Annotated in this window: 19 protein-coding genes and 1 pseudogene; 10 read left to right on the top strand and 10 right to left on the bottom strand. The window is 49.9% G+C overall.

What is annotated here, in order from left to right; genetic code table 11:
• Positions 1 to 49 precede the first annotated feature (49 nt).
• The 3 genes and pseudogenes from LMG33818_RS02590 to LMG33818_RS02580 form a co-directional block, all read right to left on the bottom strand.
• Positions 50 to 472: pseudogene (locus LMG33818_RS02590) on the bottom strand (RnfABCDGE type electron transport complex subunit B); the annotation flags it as partial.
• Positions 472 to 2,544: a methionine--tRNA ligase gene (metG, locus tag LMG33818_RS02585; protein ID WP_442321789.1), complete on the bottom strand. Its 2,073-nt coding sequence runs from the start codon at positions 2,542 to 2,544 to the stop codon at positions 472 to 474. The gene metG and the pseudogene LMG33818_RS02590, both read right to left, overlap by 1 nt.
• Before the next feature lie 169 nt (positions 2,545 to 2,713).
• The gene (locus tag LMG33818_RS02580) at positions 2,714 to 3,439 is read right to left on the bottom strand and encodes an HNH endonuclease (protein ID WP_442321788.1); all 726 of its coding nucleotides are present in this window, start codon (positions 3,437 to 3,439) and stop codon (positions 2,714 to 2,716) included.
• 89 nt (positions 3,440 to 3,528) lie between these two features.
• Between LMG33818_RS02580 and LMG33818_RS02575 the strand changes: the two genes are divergently transcribed.
• From LMG33818_RS02575 to dcd, 3 genes are all read left to right on the top strand, one after another.
• A complete protein-coding gene (locus LMG33818_RS02575) occupies positions 3,529 to 3,930 on the top strand; it encodes a (deoxy)nucleoside triphosphate pyrophosphohydrolase (protein WP_442321787.1) in 402 nt (133 codons plus the stop codon).
• A gap of 206 nt (positions 3,931 to 4,136) precedes the next feature.
• Positions 4,137 to 4,937 carry an iron-sulfur cluster carrier protein ApbC gene (gene apbC, locus LMG33818_RS02570; RefSeq protein WP_442321786.1) on the top strand — a complete coding sequence of 267 codons (801 nt, stop codon included), beginning with the start codon at positions 4,137 to 4,139 and terminating at the stop codon, positions 4,935 to 4,937.
• 299 nt (positions 4,938 to 5,236) lie between these two features.
• Positions 5,237 to 5,803: a dCTP deaminase gene (gene dcd, locus LMG33818_RS02565; protein ID WP_442321785.1), complete on the top strand. Its 567-nt coding sequence runs from the start codon at positions 5,237 to 5,239 to the stop codon at positions 5,801 to 5,803.
• A 178-nt stretch (positions 5,804 to 5,981) separates the two neighbouring features.
• Here dcd and purN read toward each other — a convergent pair whose 3' ends face one another.
• The gene (gene purN / locus LMG33818_RS02560; protein ID WP_442321784.1) at positions 5,982 to 6,695 is read right to left on the bottom strand and encodes a phosphoribosylglycinamide formyltransferase; all 714 of its coding nucleotides are present in this window, start codon (positions 6,693 to 6,695) and stop codon (positions 5,982 to 5,984) included.
• Positions 6,692 to 7,759, bottom strand: a complete 1,068-nt coding sequence (purM, locus tag LMG33818_RS02555; protein ID WP_442321783.1) for a phosphoribosylformylglycinamidine cyclo-ligase — start codon at positions 7,757 to 7,759, stop codon at positions 6,692 to 6,694. Before purM ends, purN begins: the two co-directional genes overlap by 4 nt.
• A gap of 516 nt (positions 7,760 to 8,275) precedes the next feature.
• Here purM and LMG33818_RS02550 point away from each other — a divergent pair.
• Both LMG33818_RS02550 and hda read left to right on the top strand, forming a co-directional pair.
• Positions 8,276 to 9,244, top strand: coding sequence for an MIP/aquaporin family protein (locus tag LMG33818_RS02550; RefSeq protein ID WP_442321782.1), 969 nt, complete (start codon positions 8,276 to 8,278; stop codon positions 9,242 to 9,244).
• A 233-nt stretch (positions 9,245 to 9,477) separates the two neighbouring features.
• A complete protein-coding gene (gene hda / locus LMG33818_RS02545) occupies positions 9,478 to 10,176 on the top strand; it encodes a DnaA regulatory inactivator Hda (RefSeq protein WP_442321781.1) in 699 nt (232 codons plus the stop codon).
• A gap of 42 nt (positions 10,177 to 10,218) precedes the next feature.
• Here the strand turns inward: hda and LMG33818_RS02540 are convergent, their stop codons facing one another.
• Complete coding sequence (locus LMG33818_RS02540; protein WP_442321780.1) at positions 10,219 to 10,638, bottom strand: secondary thiamine-phosphate synthase enzyme YjbQ; 420 nt, start codon at positions 10,636 to 10,638, stop codon at positions 10,219 to 10,221.
• A gap of 438 nt (positions 10,639 to 11,076) precedes the next feature.
• Here LMG33818_RS02540 and LMG33818_RS02535 point away from each other — a divergent pair, with 438 nt between their 5' ends.
• From LMG33818_RS02535 to LMG33818_RS02525, 3 genes are all read left to right on the top strand, one after another.
• Positions 11,077 to 12,450, top strand: a complete 1,374-nt coding sequence (locus LMG33818_RS02535; protein WP_442321779.1) for an amino acid permease — start codon at positions 11,077 to 11,079, stop codon at positions 12,448 to 12,450.
• A 252-nt stretch (positions 12,451 to 12,702) separates the two neighbouring features.
• Positions 12,703 to 13,176 carry an NfeD family protein gene (locus LMG33818_RS02530; RefSeq protein ID WP_442321778.1) on the top strand — a complete coding sequence of 158 codons (474 nt, stop codon included), beginning with the start codon at positions 12,703 to 12,705 and terminating at the stop codon, positions 13,174 to 13,176.
• 56 nt (positions 13,177 to 13,232) lie between these two features.
• Positions 13,233 to 14,159, top strand: coding sequence for an SPFH domain-containing protein (locus tag LMG33818_RS02525; RefSeq protein ID WP_442321777.1), 927 nt, complete (start codon positions 13,233 to 13,235; stop codon positions 14,157 to 14,159).
• A gap of 97 nt (positions 14,160 to 14,256) precedes the next feature.
• Here LMG33818_RS02525 and LMG33818_RS02520 read toward each other — a convergent pair whose 3' ends face one another.
• A complete protein-coding gene (locus LMG33818_RS02520) occupies positions 14,257 to 15,240 on the bottom strand; it encodes an aliphatic sulfonate ABC transporter substrate-binding protein (protein WP_442321776.1) in 984 nt (327 codons plus the stop codon).
• Positions 15,241 to 15,496: 256 nt separating this feature from the next.
• Here LMG33818_RS02520 and LMG33818_RS02515 point away from each other — a divergent pair, with 256 nt between their 5' ends.
• On the top strand, positions 15,497 to 15,676 hold the full coding sequence (locus LMG33818_RS02515) for a hypothetical protein (RefSeq protein ID WP_442321775.1): 180 nt from the start codon (positions 15,497 to 15,499) through the stop codon (positions 15,674 to 15,676).
• Here LMG33818_RS02515 and LMG33818_RS02510 read toward each other — a convergent pair.
• Complete coding sequence (locus tag LMG33818_RS02510) at positions 15,666 to 16,904, bottom strand: SMP-30/gluconolactonase/LRE family protein (protein ID WP_442321774.1); 1,239 nt, start codon at positions 16,902 to 16,904, stop codon at positions 15,666 to 15,668. The genes LMG33818_RS02515 and LMG33818_RS02510 overlap by 11 nt on opposite strands.
• A 508-nt stretch (positions 16,905 to 17,412) precedes the next feature.
• On the opposite strand from LMG33818_RS02510, the gene LMG33818_RS02505 reads away from it, so the two are divergent.
• Positions 17,413 to 18,792, top strand: a complete 1,380-nt coding sequence (locus LMG33818_RS02505) for a class II fumarate hydratase (RefSeq protein WP_442321773.1) — start codon at positions 17,413 to 17,415, stop codon at positions 18,790 to 18,792.
• A 119-nt stretch (positions 18,793 to 18,911) separates the two neighbouring features.
• Here the strand turns inward: LMG33818_RS02505 and glpD are convergent, their stop codons facing one another.
• Positions 18,912 to 20,480: a glycerol-3-phosphate dehydrogenase gene (gene glpD, locus LMG33818_RS02500; protein ID WP_442321772.1), complete on the bottom strand. Its 1,569-nt coding sequence runs from the start codon at positions 20,478 to 20,480 to the stop codon at positions 18,912 to 18,914.
• 186 nt (positions 20,481 to 20,666) lie between these two features.
• Positions 20,667 to 21,449: a DeoR/GlpR family transcriptional regulator gene (locus tag LMG33818_RS02495; protein ID WP_442321771.1), complete on the bottom strand. Its 783-nt coding sequence runs from the start codon at positions 21,447 to 21,449 to the stop codon at positions 20,667 to 20,669.
• Positions 21,450 to 21,779 lie beyond the last annotated feature (330 nt).

The following is a 21,779-nucleotide window of genomic DNA, read 5'->3' as shown; positions in this document are numbered from 1 at the left end:
GGTACGCCTGTTGTTGGGACGTGTTGTGCGCCCCTTTCCATACAGGATGATCCACGATGTCGATGCAATCTACCGGGCATGGCGCCACACATAGCTCACATCCGGTACATTCATTTTCCAGCACACCGTGCATCAGCTTGGCAGCCCCCACAATGGCATCCACAGGGCAAGCCTGAATGCATTTGGTGCAGCCAATACACTCGTCTTCACGTATAACTGCCAGCTTGGGTGTTTCAGCCGGTTCTTCCAACTGGCCCAAGGGGCGATGTAGAGCCGTCGCCAATGCTTCAAGCGTACGTTCTCCCCCCGGTGGGCACTTGGTGTGCGACTCGCCCTGGGCCATGGCTTCCGCATAAGGGCGACAGCCGCCATGACCGCATTTACCACATTGTGTCTGCGGCAACAGATGATCCAACTGATCGACCAGCTGGATCGTCTCCAGAGGAAGGGTCTTATTGGCAGAACGGCTCATCAGGTGACACGCTGCCCCGGCTGTGCACCGCTGTCCGGTGAAAGGAGGTAAAGCCCCTCATCATTACCGGTGGCAAGGACCATCCCTTCCGATACACCAAATCGCATCTTGCGGGGCGCCAGGTTAGCGACCATGACCGTCAAACGCCCAATCAGCGCATCCGGTTCGAAGTGCTTGGCAATACCGGAAAATACAGTCCGTGTTTCATTGCCAATATCGAGCGTTAATTTCAGTAGTTTGTTGGAACCCTCAACAGCTTCGGCGTGCTCGATCCGCGCAATACGCAGGTCGACCTTGATGAAATCCTCAAAGCTGATTTCATCAGCCAACGGTTCGATTGCTGTTTCAGTAGAGGATGATGCGTCAGCTGCATCGTTAGTCTGTTGGGAGGTTTCATTTTGGCTACCTGCTTTCAGACGCTCTTCCGCCAAGGCATCGTCTGCAGATGCGTTCATCATCGCTTCAATCTGTTTCGGTTCAACACGTTGCAGCAATGGTTTGAACTTGTTGATTTCATGGCCCAGTAACGGTTGGAGACGGCTGTCCCAATCCAACGTCTCAATATTCAGGAAGGTACGGGCATCTTCAGCCAATTGCGGTGCAATCGGGGCCAAATAGACAATCAATTGACGGAACAGATTGATGCCCAGCGAGCAAATATCCAGTACACGCTGTTCATTGCCCGGTTCCTTGGCCAGTGCCCAGGGAGCCTGCTCGGCAATATAGGTATTGGCTTCATCGGCCAGTTCCATAATGCGGCGCACTGCACGCGCGTATTCCAGATTTTCATAATCCGCCGCAATTTCATCACCTGCCTCTATTGCACTGTCCAACAGGGCATGTTCTGTGAGTTCGCTGGCAAGAGAGCCACCGCTTTTGCGGATAAATCCGGCACACCGGCTTGCAATGTTAACGACCTTACCGACCAGATCAGCATTCACACGGGCTGTGAAATCCTCGAAATTAAGATCAATATCATCAATTCGGCGCGTCAGTTTTGTAGCGTAGTAATAACGGAGATACTCAGTGTTAAGGAAACGTGCATAGGTATCTGCTTTGATAAAGGTGCCACGTGACTTGGACATCTTCGCACCATTCACCATAACCAACCCATGGCAATTGACGCGCGTGGGCTTTCTAAGGCCCGCACCTTCAAGCATCGCGGGCCAGAAAAGGGTGTGAAAGTAAACGATATCCTTACCGATAAAGTGGTGAACTTCGGCGGTTGAATCGGCGCGCCAGTATTCATCAAAATCGATGCCTTCACGCTCACACAAATTCTTGAAACTGGCCAGATAGCCGACAGGGGCATCTACCCATACATAAAAATACTTGCCGGGCGCATCTGGAATTTCAAACCCAAAATAGGGCGCATCTCGTGAAATATCCCACTCATTCAATCCGGCTTCGAACCATTCGCCCAATTTATTGGCGATTTGCGGTTGCACAGTGCCTGAATCCAGCCATTGAGCTAAAAACTCTTCGAATTGGGGCAGCTTGAAGAAATAGTGGGTGGAGTCACGGACTTCCGGTGTCGCACCCGAGATGGCCGAGACAGGATTGATTAGCTCGGCAGGGGTGTAGGTGGCACCACAGACTTCACAGTTATCGCCATACTGATCTTCAGCGTAGCACTTGGGACATGTGCCCTTGATGAAGCGGTCCGCCAGGAACAGGCCCTTTTCCGGATCGTACATCTGCTGAATATCGCGGGTGGCAATGTGGCCGCCTTTCTGCAATGCGTTATAAATATGACCGACCAGCTCACGGTTTTCGGGTGAGTGAGTACTATAGAAGTTGTCGAATTTGATGCCGTAATGGCTGAATGCCTGTTGGTGAGCATCATTGACACGACTGATCAGCGCTTCTGGGGTCACACCTTCCTGTTCGGCGCGCAACATGATGGCAGTACCATGGGCATCGTCTGCACACACGTAGTAACAGCTGTGACCGCGGCTTCTTTGAAAACGTGCCCAGATATCCGTCTGGATATACTCGAGCATGTGCCCAAGGTGAATATCCCCATTGGCGTAGGGCAGGGCACTGGTAACGAGAATCTTGCGTGTGGACATGAGGCCTCGGACAACGTCAAAACAGCCCGCCGCTCCGGTAGTCGGCGCGGGGCTGATAAATGAAGGGGTTATGTTATGGGGTAATTCTAACGCGCTGGCGCGCGAGTAGGTAGAGGTAAATGGCGTTTGGAGCGATAAAGTAGTGATGCCGTAATGGTTTAACCGGCGACTAGTAGGTATTCCGTAGTAAGAGTTTTAGCTCTTCCATACTAAGCCAAGGCTCTCTCGCATGAATCATTCTATGACAATTGGCACATAAAAGAGCGAGGTCAGAAAGCGTCGTCGCATCATTCGACGTTAATTGGCTCACCGGGGAGGTGTGATGGCACTCGATATATCCGTATCCACGTTCACCATAAATTTCATGAAAGTTAAAACCGCACGCTTCACATTCAAGCTTGCCCTTCGCATGCAGTACTGCCTGCTTCTTCTGTTTTATTATGGCACTATTACGTTCATATACTTTATGCAGTAAATATTTGGTGCCACCTTCATATGCAGTGGAGGTTTGATCGAGACTCTCAGCGCTTGATACTCTAGCTCGGCTTATATCTATATGTATCGCGTTTTTAATAGCTGCAGCGGACTGTTTTAACAGAATGGGATTATTTTTGAATTCATCATAAACAATCTTATCTAACTTTCCGCCATTGTGACGTCCTGCCGTTTTATGGGATGCAACAGACCTTATATTTTGAAGTTTGAGGGCCACAGAACTTGCCGAACGATAAGATGCATCGCGATGCTCGCCCTGCTTAAGGGGGAACTTGTTGAGTAATGTACTGAGTCTTTGCACGTGTGGATCAGAGTCATCAAGCTTTGGTTGTGGTTCTTGAAAGTACAGATCGAGCGCTAATATTAACTCATTGCGACTCCATGGCTTATTTCGAGGCATCCTATATCCCTACCCATAAAATTAATATAGAACTAAGTTAACACATACCATGGCGCTTAATAACAAAGATCAAAGAAGAGTAAGTTTAAATGATGCTTAACGTTGTGGCGGCAATTATCCAGCACGAAGGAAAGTTATTTATTGCTCGACGCTCATTGGAGAAATCCATGGGCGGAAAATGGGAGTTTCCCGGAGGAAAGATTGAAAAGGGTGAAACGCAGCGTGCGGCATTAGTGAGAGAGATATATGAAGAACTTGCGTTACATATAAAGGTGGGAAAACGGCTTGGTGAATATATCACTACCATTGATTCCAATTTAACGATCAACTTGAGCTGCTTTTTCGCCAGCGTCGTGGGTGACTTGAATACTCTTACATTGAAAGTACACGAAGAAGGGCGTTGGTGCAGTCTTGATGAACTCGTCGGTATGGATTGGGCTAGTCCTGATCTTCCTGCTGTGAGTGATGTGAGTAAATATCTTAGCGCTTAAACGCTTAATTTTTTAAACACTAAAATGGGATGCCAACACTTATCGTAGTGATAGTCGATTCATCCCTCTTTTTCGCACGATCTCAATCTTAATAATACGCTTTTAGCTTCCCCTATTTTTCGCCCCCCTATGATTTTATGCCCTCTAGGTCATACAATATAAAGATTATTGAGAGTGAATTTTTATCACCAATCGCGGAGTTTACTGTGACCGCTGGTATCAAACACATTATCGCTGTTGCCTCTGGCAAGGGCGGAGTAGGCAAGTCCACTGTTACCGCCAATCTGGCACTGGCCATGGCCGCTCAGGGCAAGAGGGTAGGGGTATTGGACGCGGATATTTACGGACCCAGCCAGGCCCATATGTTGGGCGTTGCGCCGGGTACGCGCCCCAGGGCCATTGATGAAAAAACGATGGTGCCGCTGGAAGCACATGGTATCAAGGTCATGTCGATGGCATTCCTGACTGATATTGAGACAGCGATGGTCTGGCGTGGGCCGATGGTGGCTGGCGCATTCCTGCAGCTTCTTAATCAGACAGACTGGGGGGAGCTGGACTACCTCTTTATCGACATGCCCCCGGGCACGGGGGATATCCAATTGAGCCTCGCCCAGAAGGTTTCAGTCGCGGGGGCAGTCATTGTGACGACACCACAGGATATTGCCCTGCTGGATGCTCGCCGTGGGATCGAAATGTTTCGTAAAGTAAATATTCCTGTGCTGGGCGTTATCGAGAACATGAGCACACATATCTGCTCCCAATGTGGTCATGTGGAGCCCATTTTTGGGGAAGGGGGTGGCGATCGTATTGCAGAGAATTACAAGACGCGCGTCATTGCTCGATTACCTCTGCAGCTATCGATCAGAGAGCAGTCGGATGGAGGCAATCCCTGTGTGATCGCTGACCCGGATGGCGTCGCCGCACATGCGTTTACCGAAGCTGCGCGGCATATCGATGCTGAGGTTTCCAATGCCACTCATACTGGGCCCACTATTGGGTTCAGTTAGTAAGTGGTGATTGATAGCTTTACATGGATAAATGCAGAAGGCTGCGGTGCTGATAAAATAACTATGCATGAGCCGCAATGTGTGACTGAGAGTAGTGGATGACCAGAAGTGCTGATCAGTTCTTGCTGGTTTTCCGCTCCAAGCGATGTATAGCCTACGGAAATAATTAGTGTATTGAGGGCCAAGAGTACTCGCCTCAAACGCTCTATGCCGCTATCATTACATACCAAATCAAGCATGAAATGACTCGGTTGAGTCCTTCCTGCTGTGTCTCTCCAAGTTGAAGGTATTGTGTCGCAATGAGCATCAAAGCTGATAAGTGGATCCGTCGAATGTCCGAGCAGCAGGGCATGATCGAGCCCTTTGAGTCCGGTCAGGTACGTGAAGTGGAAGGGCAACGCGTTATCTCCTACGGGACTTCGAGCTATGGTTATGATGTTCGTTGCGCCGATGAGTTCAAGGTCTTCACCAATATTCATTCGGCCACCGTGGATCCGAAGCATTTTGATGAAAAAAGCTTCGTGGATATCAAAGGGGATGTGTGTGTTATTCCGCCCAACTCCTTCGCGCTGGCACGTACCGTGGAGTACTTCCGTATTCCCCGTAGTGTCCTGACGGTCTGCCTGGGTAAGTCTACCTACGCACGCTGCGGTATTATCGTGAATGTCACGCCGTTAGAGCCAGAATGGGAAGGGCACGTGACGCTGGAATTTTCCAACACAACCAATCTGCCTGCCAAAATCTATGCAAACGAAGGAGTAGCGCAGATGCTTTTCTTCGAGTCGGATGAAGTGTGTGAAACGTCTTATGGAGATCGCGCTGGTAAATATCAGGGCCAACGTGGTGTTACGCTGCCCCGTACCTGATCGTGCGTTCCTGGCGAGTCAATAGACAGAGTTGTTGGGAAACAGGTCAAAAGCATACGTAAAACGTAAAAAGGAGCCTTGAAGGCTCCTTTTTTGTCGGTATCTGTATCATACCTCGTTGCTTTTGCCACGCAGCATATCCTTTAAAGAAGATGCCCCTGTTGGCATGATAAAGTGCTTATTCTTCGTCAATATCGTCGAGTGCATCGGCGTGGGTAAGACGCATGCCTGTTGGCTTGAGCTCATGACCATCAAAGGTGGCTTTGTCACCTGCCAATTTCAGGCGGCCTTCCAGAAACCAGCGTACGGCGATCGGGTAGATAAGATGCTCCCGCTGTTGCACCTTACGCGCAAGCGACTCTTCTGTATCATCCGATTCAACATTGACTTCTGCCTGCATGATGACAGGGCCACCGTCCAGATCATCATTAACAAAATGGACGGTCACGCCATGTAATTTGCCGCCATCTTCCAATACGCGACGATGGGTATGCAGCCCTTTGTAATTGGGCAGAAGGGAGGGATGAATATTGATCAGACGACCATAAAAACGATGGACAAAGACAGGCGTTAAAATACGCATGAAGCCCGCCAATACAACCAGATCAGGTTCATGTCGTTCGATGACCTTAATGAGGGCGCCATCGTAGGTCTCACGGTTCTCATATTCATCCTGTGGCAATACCACCGCAGGGATACCAGCTTCACGAGCACGGGTGAGTCCGTAGGCCTCAGCATTGTTAGAGATGACTGCTGCGATTTCGCCGCCCAGTTCATCATGTTCCTGTGCGTCGATCAGCGCCTGAAGATTAGTGCCGTTGCCGGAGATCAGTACGACAATGCGACGCGGCTCTGCGGGTTCTGCCTCGAATCCTGTGGTCTCTTCGCTCATGACAGGTTCTCCAGCGCGACCTGTTCTTCTTCGCCCTGACGTGCACGGATATCACCGAGACGATAGACATCTTCGCCCTGAGTTTTCAGGTAGTCCATGGCTTGCTGTGCCTGTTCCGCTGGCACAACGACGACCATTCCAATACCGCAGTTCAGAGTGCGATACATTTCCCGTTCGTCGATATTGCCTTCCCGTTGCAGCCAATTGAACAGCTCGGGGCGTTGCCAGGCGTTGACATCAATATGCGCCACTGCGTTGTCAGGCAGTACGCGGGGAATGTTTTCCAACAAACCGCCACCGGTAATGTGAGAGAGCGCGTGCACATGAACACCGCTTTCTTTAATGAGGGAGAGCAAGGGTTTAACATAGATACGGGTCGGTGCCATCAGGGCATCACCGAGGGTAGTATTGCCGATCTTTTCGGAAAGATCAGTATCCGAGCGCTCGATAATCTTGCGGATCAACGAATAGCCATTGGAATGGGCGCCGGAGGAAGCCAAGCCGAGAATGACGTCGCCAACCGCCACGTTCTGACCATCAATGACCTCGTCCTTTTCGACCACACCCACACAGAAGCCTGCCAGATCGTAGTCATCGCCTTCATACATGCCGGGCATCTCAGCAGTTTCACCACCGACAAGTGCACAGCCTGCCTGCTCGCATCCCGCGCCAATGCCTTTCACAACATCGGTAGCCGTTTCTACATCCAAATGGCCCGTGGCATAGTAGTCAAGGAAGAAGAGGGGCTCTGCACCTGCAACGACCAGGTCATTGACACACATGGCGACAAGATCAATACCAATGGTGTCATGGCGCCCCAGCGTCATGGCTACCCGCAGTTTGGTACCTACACCATCCGTTCCCGAGACGAGTACAGGTTTACGATACCCTTGCGGAATTTCGCAAAGTGCGCCGAAACCACCCAGCCCACCGAGGACTTCAGGGCGTGTCGTCCGCTTGACGGTCTCCTTGATGCGATCGACCAGTGCGTTTCCCGCGTCAATGTTGACACCGGCGTCCTTGTAACTGAGTGATGCTTTGGAAGATGAGGAGTCAGAGGTCATGGGGCTCTCTCAAGAGATAGTGGCGATGTCCGGGGCATGTCGTATCGTAACATTCAGCGAATGTGTACGAGCCAATACGTAAGCACCGAGAAAAAGGTAAATGATCTGTATAGAGGTGATGTATTCAGCACTCTATAGCGCGCGTAGTTTATCACTGTTGTTGGCTAATGTCAGAGTCATTAGGGAATGCCGCCATCGTTTTCGCCGGCAATATCCCGCTCCAATGTAGGAAGTATCCAGTCAGGTAGATAATGGCAAAGGGTATTTATTATGGGTGAATACTTGTTTTTGGTCATTTAATCCTTAAGTATTAATAAGGAACACCAAGGTTGGCTTTTCGTTTTATTCATCTGCAGAAATGTTTCCGGGCATTGTCGCGACCTCTTTTTATCAACGATTGAAAATTCACAAGGGGCGGCTCTCTTTACGCTCATGGCTTTGGTTCCGGAATTTTGTTTACCGGGTGAGTGAAGATTTTTCTATCATTTATCAGCATTGACTACGGGAGGGGAATTCGTGAGTAACGACAAGCATGCTCCTGAGACTTACGGTGCGCATCATGTTCAGCACCGCCATATTCGTATTCCCCATGTTCGTTTCCATCATCGGCAATTAGTAGATCGTCCTTTGGCCGGAGAGCCTCATCCGGGTAATCCTCTGCATTGGAAACTCTATGCGTGTGAAGCCATTGCAACGGGTATTCTCATGATCATTGGCATTGTGACGAATACACTGGTGTTGGCACCTTCTTCGCCTGTTTCTTCCTTTCTTATTGGGCATCCCTTGTTACAAACGGCGTTGGCAGGATTTTTCTTCGGCTCGGCGGGTACCGTTGCAGCATTTACGCGTTTTGGCAAAGTGAGTGGCGCTCATTTGAACCCCTCCATTACACTCGCATTCATGCTGAGTAAAAAGATTGTCCCGCTGGACGCTCTGGGATACTTCTTCGCACAGATAGTGGGTGCCTGTGGGGGGACGGCATTGGTTGCCCTTTTGGCGGTATGTTTTCACCCATGGGCCAGGATGGTCAGCTCGGTCAATTATGTAGCAACTCTGCCTACTACACACTTTTCGATCTGGTGGAGTGTATTGGCTGAACTTGTACTGACTCTTCTCCTCGTATTGGCCATCTATTGGTTTGCTGCCCACAAGCGTTTTCGCCTGATTACGCCCTGGTTGGGTGGCCTCTATTTTCTTGTCATGAATCCGATCATGGCGTGGATCACCGGTGACAGTACGAATTTCGTACGCTCACTTGCACCCGATATTTTTTCGGGAAACGTACCGACGTTATGGGTGTATCTCTTGGGACCACTGTTGGGATCTGCACTGGCAGTATTGATTCTGAAAAGTGATATATTGGGCAAATTGCATTTGGTGGAAGCACGTATTGTCAATTTTGGGCATCATGGACGCGTTCCTTCCCTGGATGAACCTGAAGCCGTTGGCCCTGCACCTGAAAAGCAAAAGCCTGCTGATTCATGAAGGGAGTAGAATGTATAAAGCAGAAAGCTATAAACAAATGTATACGGGCAGCGTAATATCGATGAGATGTGGTAGGGTGTTGTATTGATTGACTCACTGATGATTTTCTAGATGAGTCATCACTGTATTATCCATGAAACGTAGTTCAAGGAATTCTCCCTTGGCGTCTTCTATTAGGTAAGCATCATGTTAGGCATGTGGCATTTGACAGGCACCTTCAGGGAAGGGAACGCATGAGTCAACCATTTCAGTTACCGCTGGGAGTGGGACCACGTGATGATGCTACGTTTGATAGCTTCTATGCTGACGCCAATGCTGCTGCCGTGGCAGCGCTAAAGGCTCAGGCGCAAGGAAGCAATGAACCCCTTGTCTACCTCTGGGGAGCAGAAGAGTCTGGCCGAAGCCACCTCCTTCAGGCGGCGTGCCATGAAGCATCTGCCCATGATCTTCGCACGCTTTACCTACCTTTGGCTGAGCTGGGGCATTTTCCACCCCTTGTGCTGGAAGATCTGGAACGTCTCGACTTGCTTGCCATTGATGATGTGGATCAGGTAGTAGGGCGTAAGCGCTGGGAAGAAGGCCTGTTTCACTGTTTCAACCGTATGCGTGATGCGGGTAAACGAATGGTGATTTCCGCGGGTGCTTCGCCACGGCAATTAGGCGTTCAGTTACCTGACCTGGCTTCGCGACTGGGTTGGGGGGCTATCTTTCATCTTCATCCCATGACGGACGAACAGCGAGCACACGCGCTCAAGTTGCGTGCCAGTCAACGTGGTATGGAATTACCCGACAACGTCCTTCGTTATATCCTGCACCGCTGTCCGCGTTCACTGAATGCGCTTTTTCATGCGCTTGATCGGTTGGATCAGGCTTCGCTTTCTGCGCATCGCCGATTAACGATACCCTTCGTCAAGGAAGCCCTGGGGTGGTAGTCATCCCTTTGGGGTAACCGCCTTTCGGCTTATCTCTTTTCGTTACTCGCCCGTCGCGGTAATGACGACACGGCGACTTCCACCATGATTACGGTGTTCGCACAGGTAAATACCCTGCCAGGTTCCCATGTTCAGGCGACCACGTGTAATCGGTATCTGTACACTCGCACCTAAAATGCTGCTTTTCAGGTGTGCCGGCATGTCGTCACTTCCTTCGTAGGTATGGCGATAGTAGGGCTCGTCTTCAGGTACGGCATGGTTGAAAAAGCTTTCGAAATCAACACGTACTGTTGGATCTGCATTTTCGTTGATGGTGAGTGAGGCAGAGGTATGCTGGATAAATACGTGCAGTAGCCCGGTATTAATAGAGCCGATTTCAGGGATGGCACGCTCGATTTCACTGGTGATCAAGTGAAAACCGCGGGGGCGAGGCTGTAGGCGAATCTCTTTCTGAGTCCACATGCAGAAAAGCTCCTTACCAAGTAAGTGCATGGAATCAAATGTATGAACATTTGCTGACAATAGTGTCAGGATAGAACCTTGGGTGCGTGCCTCGCAAGCGCGTATACATCCCTCAAAAGAGGCGCACAACATGTGTGCCCCACCCAACGCTAAAGATTGCATGCGGTTATTAATGTGTTCACGCATTCAATCTAAATCCAGACAACACCTTGTCATTTGTGGTAAAAAGTCCGCCGCTGAATCTATAACCATTCATAAACTGCGCCGGAGCAGTCAGGCGGTATAGCACACTGCAAGCACTCGAATTTATATACCTCAATTGAAATTTACATACACCCATCAGCATCCCAGCGTGATTCGAACCTCACTGCTCAGCCTGACATCTGATTGTTCCGGTGAAGAGGAGGCAAGAATCGGGTGCTGCACAAGCGACAAGCCATGAGCACACATTCCGACGAGCCCAGCCCTTCCAGTTTCAAGCGAAGTCTCACTAACCGACACGTGCAGCTCATAGCATTGGGCGGCGCTGTAGGTACAGGTCTCTTTCTGGGGAGCGCCCACACCATAGAGTTGGCTGGGCCAGCCATTCTTTTAGGTTATGCGGTTACGGGGCTGATTGCTTTCCTGATCATGCGTCAGCTTTCCGAGATGATGGTTGAAGAGCCAGTCGCTGGTTCTTTCAGTCATTTCGCGCATACCTACTGGGGCCCCATGGCGGGTTTTATCTCTGGCTGGAATTATTGGGTTCTCTACATTCTGGTGAGCATGGCTGAGTTAAGCGCCGTGGGCAGTTATGTGCAATATTGGTGGCCTGCTTTGCCTACCTGGGTGTCGACGGCGGTGTGTTTTGTTTTGATTAATGCCATCAACTTTCGCCACGTAAAAATGTTCGGTGAGCTTGAGTTTTGGCTGTCTCTGGTCAAGGTTGCAGCCATCATTGCCATGATTCTATTTGGTGGCTATCTATTGTTAAGTGGGCATGCCGGCCCTCAGGCTCATATCTCTAATCTATGGGCCTTGGGGGGCTTCATGCCACACGGCCTTGGCGGGCTGTTGGCTGCCTCGGCCATCATCATGTTTTCCTTTGGCGGCATGGAGCTGGTAGGCATCGCAGCGGCTGAAACGGATAACCCCAGCCATACCATACCTCGCGCAACGAATCAGGTCGTCTTGCGCATACTGATCTTCTACATTGGCTCGCAAGCAATTCTGTTATCACTCTACCCGTGGAGCAAGGTGGTGCAGGGGGGGAGTCCTTTTGTTCTGATCTTTGCTGCGCTGCATTCTCCCTGGGTCGCAACAGCACTCAATGCCGTGGTGTTGATTGCAGCGTTGTCCGTGTATAACAGTGCCACCTATTCCACGAGTCGTATGCTCATGGGGCTGGCTTTACAAGGGAATGCCCCTCGGCGTTTTTCGCGCCTGAATATGCGGGGCGTCCCCGTCAATGCACAGGCTCTCTCTGCGTTGGTGACGGCCGTATGTGTGTTGCTGAATTACCTGATGCCACAGCAGGCTTTCACACTGCTGATGCTATTAGTGGTGGCCGCGTTGGTCCTCAACTGGATCATGATTACGCTGACGCACCTTCATTTCAGACGTTATCAGATCTCACATCGGCATTGTTCCCGCTTTCCCAGCCCTTTGCAGCCTTTCACCGATTGGCTGTGTTTGGCCTTTTTACTGGGTATTCTGCTTATTATGTTGCTAACGCCGGGGATGAGAGGAGCCGTTATAATTCTTCCCATATGGCTGGTCGCCATTGTGGGGTGTTATCGATTGAAGCGTTCTGGGGAAAGTGCGGCGGCTTGATGAGTAGCCATGGTTTCGCCTTTGTATTGGTGGTTGGTCGCCGTCAGAGGAAGAGGCAAATATACCTTTGATATGAGAGGCTTATATAAGGAGCGCATAAGAGAGGATTACATGAAAACCTCATATGAAAGATGTATTGCGCGAAGTTGTCGGCTATGTCATTTTTGATAAGCGTATGGTTTTATTCATAGTGGTAATGCGCGATTAAAATACCTCCTGCTGAAATAACGATACCGATAAAAGAGAGGTGCCATGGAATATATGAATTTTGCCTGGGTAGGGTGGCTCATTATTACAGGTATTGCCGTTCTCATTGAGCTTTTCACGCTTACTTATTTTTTCGGCTTTATTGCGATTACCAGTGCATTGGTCACAGTTCTGGCCTTATGTTTTCCATCCTCTGCTATCGTCATTCAGATACTGGTCTGGATTATTGCAAGCGTTTGTTCGGTGTTTGTGTGGAAACGACTTTTTCCGCCGGAATCCAATCAATGGCAGGAAGATCCCATTGGTCAGGAAGGGTTTGTGGTGGCCGTCAATGGGCGACAGATCAAGGCCATTTTCCAAAAGCCTATCCATGGAGAGACAGACTGGTGGGTACATGCAACAGAACAGAGTCCAGTATTGTCACTGGAAGACCGTGTCAAAATTGTTCGCGTTACCCATACAAATACAAAAAACTCCCCTGAGCTATGGGTCGAAAAAATGGCTCGACGCGAGTATTAAGCCATTACGCATTATCTTGAATAAATAATAAAAACATCTTTTTAAAAGGGGCTCTTATGGAATTTCTGTATGGCGTAGTTATTCTGGCCGTCATTATCGGTTTTGTTTTATTTAAAACAATTCGTATTGTGCCTCAGTCGGAAATATGGATTGTCGAGCGTTTGGGAAAATTCAAGGCAGAGATTCGTTCTGGTTTGCATATTCTTCTTCCCTTTATTGATGTCGTGCGTTATCGGTTCAACAGTAAAGATCAATTAATCAATATTCCTGTACAGGAAGTTATTACCCGCGATAACGCGATTTGCAAGGTCAGTGCCCTTATTTATGTGAAAGTGACAGATGCCTCCAAAGCAGCTTATGGTGTCGATAATTACGTACGCGGTGTAGTAGGAACAGCAGGCCCTTTACTTAGAAATATTATTGGTGAAATGGATCTGAATGAGTGCTTGTCCTCCCGTGAGCTCATCAAGGGTAAATTCAAGGAGAGTCTTGAAACACAAATGGGGGATTGGGGCGTCAATATTCGTTCGGTAGAAATTCAGGATATTTTACCGAGTGAGAGCATGGCCCGTGCGATGGAAGAACAGGCAGCGGCTTCACGCAGTCGTGTCGCGATGGAAACTCGCGCTGAAGGGGAGAAAACCGCGGCTATTCGCAAGGCAGAAGGGGTGAAACAAAGTCAGGTGTTACAGGCAGAAGCACGTAGGGACAGCGCGGTGCTGGATGCCGAAGCGTTGATCACCTCCGCCAACGCTACCCGGGATGCCACCCAAACGATTGCCAATGGCGCCAGCCACGAAGGTGGTTTGCAGGCACTGGGCTATCAGCTCGGGAGTCAGTATATCGAGTCGCTGACCAAACTGTCAGCCAGTGATAATGCCAAGTTCGTCATGTTGCCGGCCGATGTCGCTAAGTCTGTGGCTCCTTTCATGATGGCCGGGCAATCTTTTGGTTTTACCGATAAAGAGGCGAAACATAATTAACCCTATCTATCTCTGAACCCAAAACCGGCGCTATAGAAACAGAGAGGGAATCTCTGATAGCGCCGGTTTAGCAGGTATTACCTTTGTCAGCTGTTCGTCAGTGCTGGCTCAAGGCTTGTTTATCGGCAGCCCACACGGCGCTGCGCACATTCACTTTCACCGGAATCAACCTGGCTTGGGTGAAGGTGTCGGCAAGGGACTGCTGGGCATTGTAGATCTGGTTGGTCATACGTTCTGCGCCAAATGGCATGCGTTTTAACGCGATAGACCAGATATCCTGACTCAACCCTGTTGCCTGAGAGAGCAGCTGCGCGGTTTGTTGCTGATGCGTATTGCTCCACTTGCTGGTCGCTTCCAGTTGTTGGATAACTTCTTCAGCCACTTTCGGGTATTTATCGGCAAACTGACGTGTCGCCAGATAGAAAGTGTAGTGAGGCACCAACCCCTGTGCTGTCGTAATTTCACGCGCATGTTCCTGACTCTGCGCAAAGGCGAGGTAAGGGTCCCAAATTGCCCAGGCATCAATATCACCACTACGGAAAGCGGCCAGTGCATCATCTGGAGTCAGATACTCTGGCTGTATGTCATTATAGGAAAGTCCATTTTTCTGCAACGCTTTGACCAGCAGATAATTAACGTCCGAGCCTTTGTTCAAGGCTACTCGTTTCCCTTTCAGGTCGGCAACAGTCTTGATGGGCGAGTTGGCGGGTACAATGATCGCTTCAGTTTGTGGATTGGCGGGGGAATGACCAAGGTAAACCAGATTTGCCTGTGCTGCCTGAGCAAAGGCCGGTGGGGCATCCCCTGTCGCCGCCAGATCAATACTGCCGACATTCAGACCTTCAAGCATCTGAGGCCCTGCCGGGAATTGAATCCAGTTGACATGAATGCCTTCTTTTTCCAACGCTTTATCCAACGTTCCTCTGGCTTTGAGCAGTGAAAAGATATTGGCTTTCTGATACCCCACATTCAACTGATGAAGGCTATCTGCATAAGCCTGGGACAGCGTACTGCCAACCAAGAGGGCACCCAGAGCCCAATAACGCGTATATTTGATGAGCCGTGATGTTATTGTATTCATTTCATTCTCCTTGGGTCATTTCCTCTTGAGTGACAAAGTGCCTTTTTAATGCAGCCATATGACAAGACCGTCACTCTACATGCACACGCATTTTGCGAGGATCCGTGTTTTGTGAGAACCACCGCACATGGAAAACCGTGGTTCACTGGAAACCGCAACTTTCAGAAAACCATGCCTTTGCAACACCTGGCTTTTGAAGACATGGCGCTTGGAAAATCTGGCTCCAGATAAATGGTGACTTCTGGAAAATGACGGTTTGTCGAAAGTCATAGCTTGGCGAGAACAGCGCAAGACAGGAAATATCAAAACGGCGCTACGTTATTCCGTATGGTTGTATAAAGGGGTGTCTCCGGAAGTGGGTGTGTCCGGAGATAAAGCACCCCGCAGCATTTCGCCATCCGCTTTGATGCTAGTCACGGACGCGATCAAGCAATAGCGGTCCCTAACGGAATATTCTTCAATTGCGTCGGCAATTTCATTTTGAAGGTATAGAAGGGGAGGTGAAAACCGGTTTTCCCGTGATTCATGCCGGCGGTGTATTGTACTTGTCCGCAGGGTATGTAGAGATTGCGTTGAGGATCGATAAAAAGTGCATCCGGGGAGATCAGTCGAGGATCAGTCACCAGTGTTTCCCGTTGTCCGTGAGGATCAATAACAATCACACTGTTGCTTACCGCATCGCTGACAAACAGATTTCCCCTTGAATCCATCGCCGTCCCATTGGTGCTCGGAATCGGGAAGGTAAGTATTACCCGTTTTGCCAGTGCGTCATCATCCAAACGCGTATCCAGTAGATCCCTTACTCGTACTTTGCGCAAAGGCCCCACCAGCGGGGTGAAATAGAGCCAGGTGCCACTGGGATCTACCTCGATCTGATTACTGTGGGAAATGGGCAGTTCGCCCTTGGCATTGCGAAGAAGGTGTCCGCCACTGCCGCGTAGAGGGTGTTGGTGATCATTGCTCATGATCGGTTGTTGCGAGAGCCGGCGGATGGCTGTACCTGTCTGTTGATCATGGATCACAATTCCCCCGAGTCCGCTGTCAGTGAAAAAGATATAGCGGCCATGAATTCGCAAGTCGTTCAATTGGGCGCCCTTGGGTAATATTTCAGATGAAAAACGCAGTACCTGAAGCACTTTTCCTGTGCGACTGTCCAGTTGTACCACCTTTTGTGCACCGGGAGCCGGTATCTTACCTCCCACTGAGCCCTGATCGACCACCCATAAGGTGTCATCGCCGAAAATGTGGATCGCATTTACCGCAACGAAAGAGTGTCGCGGATCACTCCCCGCACCGCGGCGATTCCATTCGTTATCCGGAAATGGGGTGACCTTGCCGTGCTTGTCGAGTCGGGCAACCGAGTATTCAGCCTGTTGCCCTCCGAAGCGTGGAAAGGCCAGAAATACATTCTTTCCATCGGCAGTGACAGCAACGCCATTACAATCAATGTTCGAAGAATAAAGCGTCTTTAACAGTGGGGAATAGTCTGTCGGCGTGCCGGCGACACGCGGGGAAAAGGCTGTTCCCCCATGGCCTGTTACTTGACCTTGAGGCGTGGCTGCCAGAGCTTCAGGTAGTTGACTGGCGATCAGCGCGGCCCCAGAGAGTTTCAAAAGTGTGCGACGATTGGCAATAAACTGAGGTGTTCTGTCCATCTTTTTCATTGAATGAAGCTCCCTGCAGATAGGTTGATGGCGATAGCGACTTCCTGCCCAATAGTATTGCTGCTTCATCATGAAACAGGTAAATACAAAAATGAATCCTCCATAAGGACAGTGATTCTGTCTTTAACGGGTGAAATAAAGCGAGCAGACGCGGGAAAACCATTTATTAAAGGTGTAAGATAATGGCGAGTGGAAGCCCGCCATTCGCCTTGAATATATGCTTGCGAGCCATGAGTAAAGTCACTTCCATCATTGGCGTAAACATTGATGTACGCGTATTGCCCATGATCATGAAGCTCGGTTGGCTATAAGGGCTTGATAGCGAATAGAGGCGATGGCCGGGTCCGCTAGTATGCATCCTGATAATGCAAGACCACATAATACCTGTCGTGCCTTTTTGTCATGTGGACCGTAATGATGAGATTGTTCGGCTCCCTTTTACAAAAGGGTATGCGTGCCAGATCAGGGTGTGAAAAAGACAACCCGTTCCGTTGTGGAGATTATCCAAATGAGTGGTACTCGCATTGAGCGTGATAGTATGGGGGAACTGGAAGTTCCTGAATCGGCCTTGTATGGTGCGCAAACTCAACGTGCCATCGAGAACTTCCCGATTAGCGGTGAATCATTGCCGGCGCCTTTCATTCATGCAGTTGCTCGTATCAAATGGGCAGCGGCGGTCGTCAATCATGATTTGAATCTCCTCGACAAGGAACGCGCTGACAGTATCGTCAAGGCTGCCAAGACTCTGGTTGACGGTGCCCATGCGGATCAGTTTCCCATTGATGTTTTCCAGACCGGTTCCGGCACATCGACCAATATGAATGTCAATGAGGTCATTGCTCACCTTGCGTCTACGACATCCCTGACTGTTCAACCCAATGACCACGTTAATATGGGCCAGAGCAGTAACGATACTATCCCCAGTGCCATTCATATTTCCGCAGCGCTCGAAATTCAGAATAAACTCCTTCCAGCACTCGAACATCTGCATGAGGCATTGATCAAAAAAGCCCGCAGTGTAAGTGATGTGGTGAAAACCGGACGCACGCACCTGATGGATGCGATGCCAGTACGTCTTGAACAGGAAATCGAGGGATGGGCCGATCAGATTGCGCAGGCGATTGCGCGTATCAAGGATGGTCAGCGTCGCCTGTTACGTCTGGCGCAAGGGGGCACGGCGGTGGGTACCGGTATCAATGCTCACCCTGAGTTTGCCGAGCGTTTTGCGAAAGAGATGAAAGCCCAAACGGGGCTGGATTTTGTGCCCAGCGACAGCTTTTTCTCTGCGTTATCTTCCCAGGACGCTTCGGTCGAGATGTCCGGGCATCTGAAAGCGCTTGCGTGTGCTGTTCTCAAAATATCCAACGACCTTCGCTGGATGAACTCTGGCCCCTTGGCCGGATTGGGAGAAATCGAATTGAAAGCCTTGCAACCCGGCAGCTCTATTATGCCCGGCAAGGTCAATCCTGTGATTCCCGAGGCTGCCGCACAGGTGGCAGCACAGGTCATCGGCAACGATGCTGCTATTACCATTGGTGGGCAATCCGGTAATTTCCAATTGAATGTGATGTTGCCCATGATCGCCTACAACCTGTTGTCATCGATCAAATTGCTGTCCAATGCTCTGGTGCTATTGGCCGATCAGGCGATCGCATCTTTTAATGTGCGTCGTGAACACATTGAAGAACCATTGGCGAAAAACCCCATTTTGGTGACAGCTCTGAATCCGGTCATTGGTTATCTGAAAGCAGCAGAAATTGCCAAGAAAGCATATAAAGAAGGGCGGCCGATCCTCGATGTGGCGAAAGAAAATACCGATCTCTCTGAAGAGGAACTAAAACGGTATCTGGACCCTACCAAGCTGACACAGGGTGGTATTCAAGAGTAATTTATTGACTTCTTGTCACGCCTTCCCGAATGTGTGGTCAAGCGTAGAAAGGGCGCCCGTGTGAAAATACAGGCGCCCTTTTGGATGATCGTTGCAGCACAAGCATGTTACAGCGGCGGTTATTTTGCATGCGCCAGATCGCGTTCTCCTTCATGAAGTGATTCAGGACGATTCGCTGTCCGTTTACCCACATAATCCGCGATACGTGCCTGTTGCTGATCTGTCAGGTGCAATTTCATTTTTGTTCGACGCCAAATGACGTCCTCCTTCTCCCGCGCCCATTCGTGATCGATCAGATAATCGATTTCAGCAGCCGTCATTCCAGCGCCAAAGGCTTCGCCCATCTCTTCCCGGGTGGGTTTGAGGAATTTTTCACACAGTCGGCCATAGCTGGTGGCAAAGCGCGTGGCAGTAATGTCATCCAACCATGGCGCGCGTTGCTTGAGCTGACGTATATAGGTGTCACGATCAGGAATATCTCCCCCAGGCATCACGGCTTCAGCTGTCCAGGCCGGACCCATGTGCGGGAAGAAGGGGGCCAGTTTGCTCATGGCAGACTCAGCCAATTTACGGAAAGTAGTGATCTTGCCCCCATACACAGCCAGTAGAGGTGGATGAGTGGTGTCACCATCCAGATCCAACGTGTAATCGCGCGTCATGGCTGAAGGGTCCGCAGATTCATCATCGCAAAGTGGGCGTACGCCAGAGTAAGTGGTAATGATCTGGTCTTTACTGAATGTTTGCTTGAAGTGCTCATTCAGTACATTGATCAGGTAATCAACTTCTTCGTCATTGATGGTCAGAACTGAAGGATCCCCTTTATAGGCGAGGTCAGTCGTGCCCACAATGCTGTATTCACGTTGATAGGGAAGTACGAAGACAATGCGTTTGTCACTGTTTTGCAGGATGTAGGCACGGTCATCCGTGTTGATACGAGGCATGATCAAGTGACTTCCCTTGATCATTTTGATGCCTAGACGCGGAGTGCGTGAAGAGTGCTGGCGGATAAAGGTTTCTACCCACGCACCCGCCGCGTTGGCAATCGCCTTTGCACGGCGCTCGAAGCGCTCTCCCGTAATGGTATCTTCCAGATAGAGGTGCCATTGACCGTCTTCTTCCTGTGCATCAAGACAACGGGTACGGGCCAGAATTTCCGCCCCTTTTTCCTGAGCTTGCAAAACGTTCAAGACCACCATGCGGGCGTCATCTACCCAGCAGTCCGAGTACTCAAATCCCTTGGTAATACTCGGCACCAGAGGATTATGTTTGCCATGATCAAATTCATTCTTGAAATGCAGGGTTTTACTGGCAGGAAGGGTAGCGCGTGAGCTCAAGTGATCATAGAGGAACAAGCCGGCACGCAACATCCAGGCGGGACGCAAGTGCGCCTGATGCGGAAGAATAAAGCGCATCGGCCATACAATATGGGGGGCTTTCCTGAGCAATACTTCCCGTTCATGCAGTGCTTCTTTTACTAATCTGAATTCTTTGTACTCCAGATAGCGAAGCCCGCCATGAATCAGCTTGCTTGAGGCTGAGGAGGTGTGTGCAGCGAAGTCATCCTGTTCACACAAGGCCACCTTGAGGCCTCGGCCAGCAGCATCATTGGCAATACCTGCGCCGTTGATCCCGCCACCGATGACAAATAGATCCAGCAAGGGAGCCTCTGAAGTAGCTGAATGCGACATGATTCACCTCCATTGAACGACTGAACCGGAAAGCTCAAGCCCGTAATGTTCGATTGCGATTAATTCACTGTTCGAAAACGAACATACCCCATATTGAATTTCTCGGCAAGGGAGGGCAACTAAAGTTTTAAACCGCAAGAAAGGTCATGAAAGGGCTGCTTCTATAGAAAACAAGTGGGGGGCTAATCAGGTAATGACATGAAGTGTGACATCGTGGCTTTCCATCAGATCAACAAGTGTCTGATTGGGCCGTTGATTGGTATAAATTGCATCCAGTTGTGTAATATTACCTTGCCGGACCAGCGCACGACGGCCGAATTTAGAGCTGTCTGCCACTAATAGCCGCCTACGGGAATTATGAATAATGGCCTGGGCAACCCTGACTTCCTGATAGTCATACTCAAGAAGAGCACCATCCTCATTATCAATTCCGCTAATCCCGATGATGCCGTAATCGACCTTGAATTGATTGATAAAATCGATCGTCGCTTCACCAATGATACCGCCGTCATGGCTACGCACAGTGCCTCCTGCCACGATGACGGTAAAATCCTCTTTGGGTTGGAGAATAGCGGCAACATTGAGGTTGTTGGTGATTATTTCCAGTCCTGTATGATTCATGAGCGCGCGTGCAACCATTTCGGTACTGGTGCCAATATTGATAAACAATGAACAGTCATTCGGGATGTTAGCCGCCACTTGTCGGGCGATACGCTGTTTGGCCTCTGCATTGTGTGCCTGTCGAGAGGAATACGGCTGGTTGGTTGTACTCGATTCCACCCGCCCTGCGCCCCCGTGTACCCGACGAAGTAATTGCTGGTCGCTCAGATGATTAAGATCGCGTCTTAATGTTTGCGGAGTGACGGCAAAATGTTCACTCAACTCCTCAATGGTGACGTATCCCTGCTCGTTCACCAGTTCAATAATATTCTGGTGGCGAGGTGATAGGTGCGTCTCACGCTTCGACATGATCTCTTTACCTTTCGTGGTTACCAATTCACTGGGGTGTTAACGCCGCGTTGTGCTTAATAGTGGTGACACTTTTTCTGATGGCAAAGCATTGGACGTAAATGGACCTGCGCCCTTCTTGCACTCACTACTCACTGCTCACTACTCACTACTCACTACTTTCACTCATACCCCTTATTCAAGTCTATCGGTTATCGAAGTATGACGTATAGGCGATCGTTGTTTTCTGTTCAATTGGCGACGTGTGTCGTGCTCACTTATCTAAACATGGCGCATTTTTACCCTACTAAAGGCCAATATTTTGGTGCGTAGAGGTGAGACTTTAGCCTA

The sequence above is a fragment of the Cernens ardua genome (genome assembly GCF_051251085.1).
GTDB classification, from domain to species: Bacteria; Pseudomonadota; Gammaproteobacteria; order Pseudomonadales; family Halomonadaceae; genus Cernens; species Cernens ardua.
Note: the sequence above shows the minus strand (reverse complement) of the source record. Positions and strands in the feature narration are given on the sequence as shown.

What these genes read in the sequence shown, in the direction of transcription:
- metG (WP_442321789.1), bottom strand. Translation starts at nt 2,544, where the DNA reads ATGTCCACACGCAAGATTCTCGTTACCAGTGCCCTGCCCTACGCCAAT.
- LMG33818_RS02580 (WP_442321788.1), bottom strand. Translation starts at nt 3,439, where the DNA reads ATGCCTCGAAATAAGCCATGGAGTCGCAATGAGTTAATATTAGCGCTC.
- LMG33818_RS02575 (WP_442321787.1), top strand. Translation starts at nt 3,529, where the DNA reads ATGATGCTTAACGTTGTGGCGGCAATTATCCAGCACGAAGGAAAGTTA.
- dcd (WP_442321785.1), top strand. Translation starts at nt 5,237, where the DNA reads ATGAGCATCAAAGCTGATAAGTGGATCCGTCGAATGTCCGAGCAGCAG.
- purN (WP_442321784.1), bottom strand. Translation starts at nt 6,695, where the DNA reads ATGAGCGAAGAGACCACAGGATTCGAGGCAGAACCCGCAGAGCCGCGT.
- purM (WP_442321783.1), bottom strand. Translation starts at nt 7,759, where the DNA reads ATGACCTCTGACTCCTCATCTTCCAAAGCATCACTCAGTTACAAGGAC.
- hda (WP_442321781.1), top strand. Translation starts at nt 9,478, where the DNA reads ATGAGTCAACCATTTCAGTTACCGCTGGGAGTGGGACCACGTGATGAT.
- LMG33818_RS02540 (WP_442321780.1), bottom strand. Translation starts at nt 10,638, where the DNA reads ATGTGGACTCAGAAAGAGATTCGCCTACAGCCTCGCCCCCGCGGTTTT.
- LMG33818_RS02535 (WP_442321779.1), top strand. Translation starts at nt 11,077, where the DNA reads ATGAGCACACATTCCGACGAGCCCAGCCCTTCCAGTTTCAAGCGAAGT.
- LMG33818_RS02530 (WP_442321778.1), top strand. Translation starts at nt 12,703, where the DNA reads ATGGAATATATGAATTTTGCCTGGGTAGGGTGGCTCATTATTACAGGT.
- LMG33818_RS02525 (WP_442321777.1), top strand. Translation starts at nt 13,233, where the DNA reads ATGGAATTTCTGTATGGCGTAGTTATTCTGGCCGTCATTATCGGTTTT.
- LMG33818_RS02520 (WP_442321776.1), bottom strand. Translation starts at nt 15,240, where the DNA reads ATGAATACAATAACATCACGGCTCATCAAATATACGCGTTATTGGGCT.
- LMG33818_RS02510 (WP_442321774.1), bottom strand. Translation starts at nt 16,904, where the DNA reads ATGAAAAAGATGGACAGAACACCTCAGTTTATTGCCAATCGTCGCACA.
- LMG33818_RS02505 (WP_442321773.1), top strand. Translation starts at nt 17,413, where the DNA reads ATGAGTGGTACTCGCATTGAGCGTGATAGTATGGGGGAACTGGAAGTT.
- glpD (WP_442321772.1), bottom strand. Translation starts at nt 20,480, where the DNA reads ATGTCGCATTCAGCTACTTCAGAGGCTCCCTTGCTGGATCTATTTGTC.
- LMG33818_RS02495 (WP_442321771.1), bottom strand. Translation starts at nt 21,449, where the DNA reads ATGTCGAAGCGTGAGACGCACCTATCACCTCGCCACCAGAATATTATT.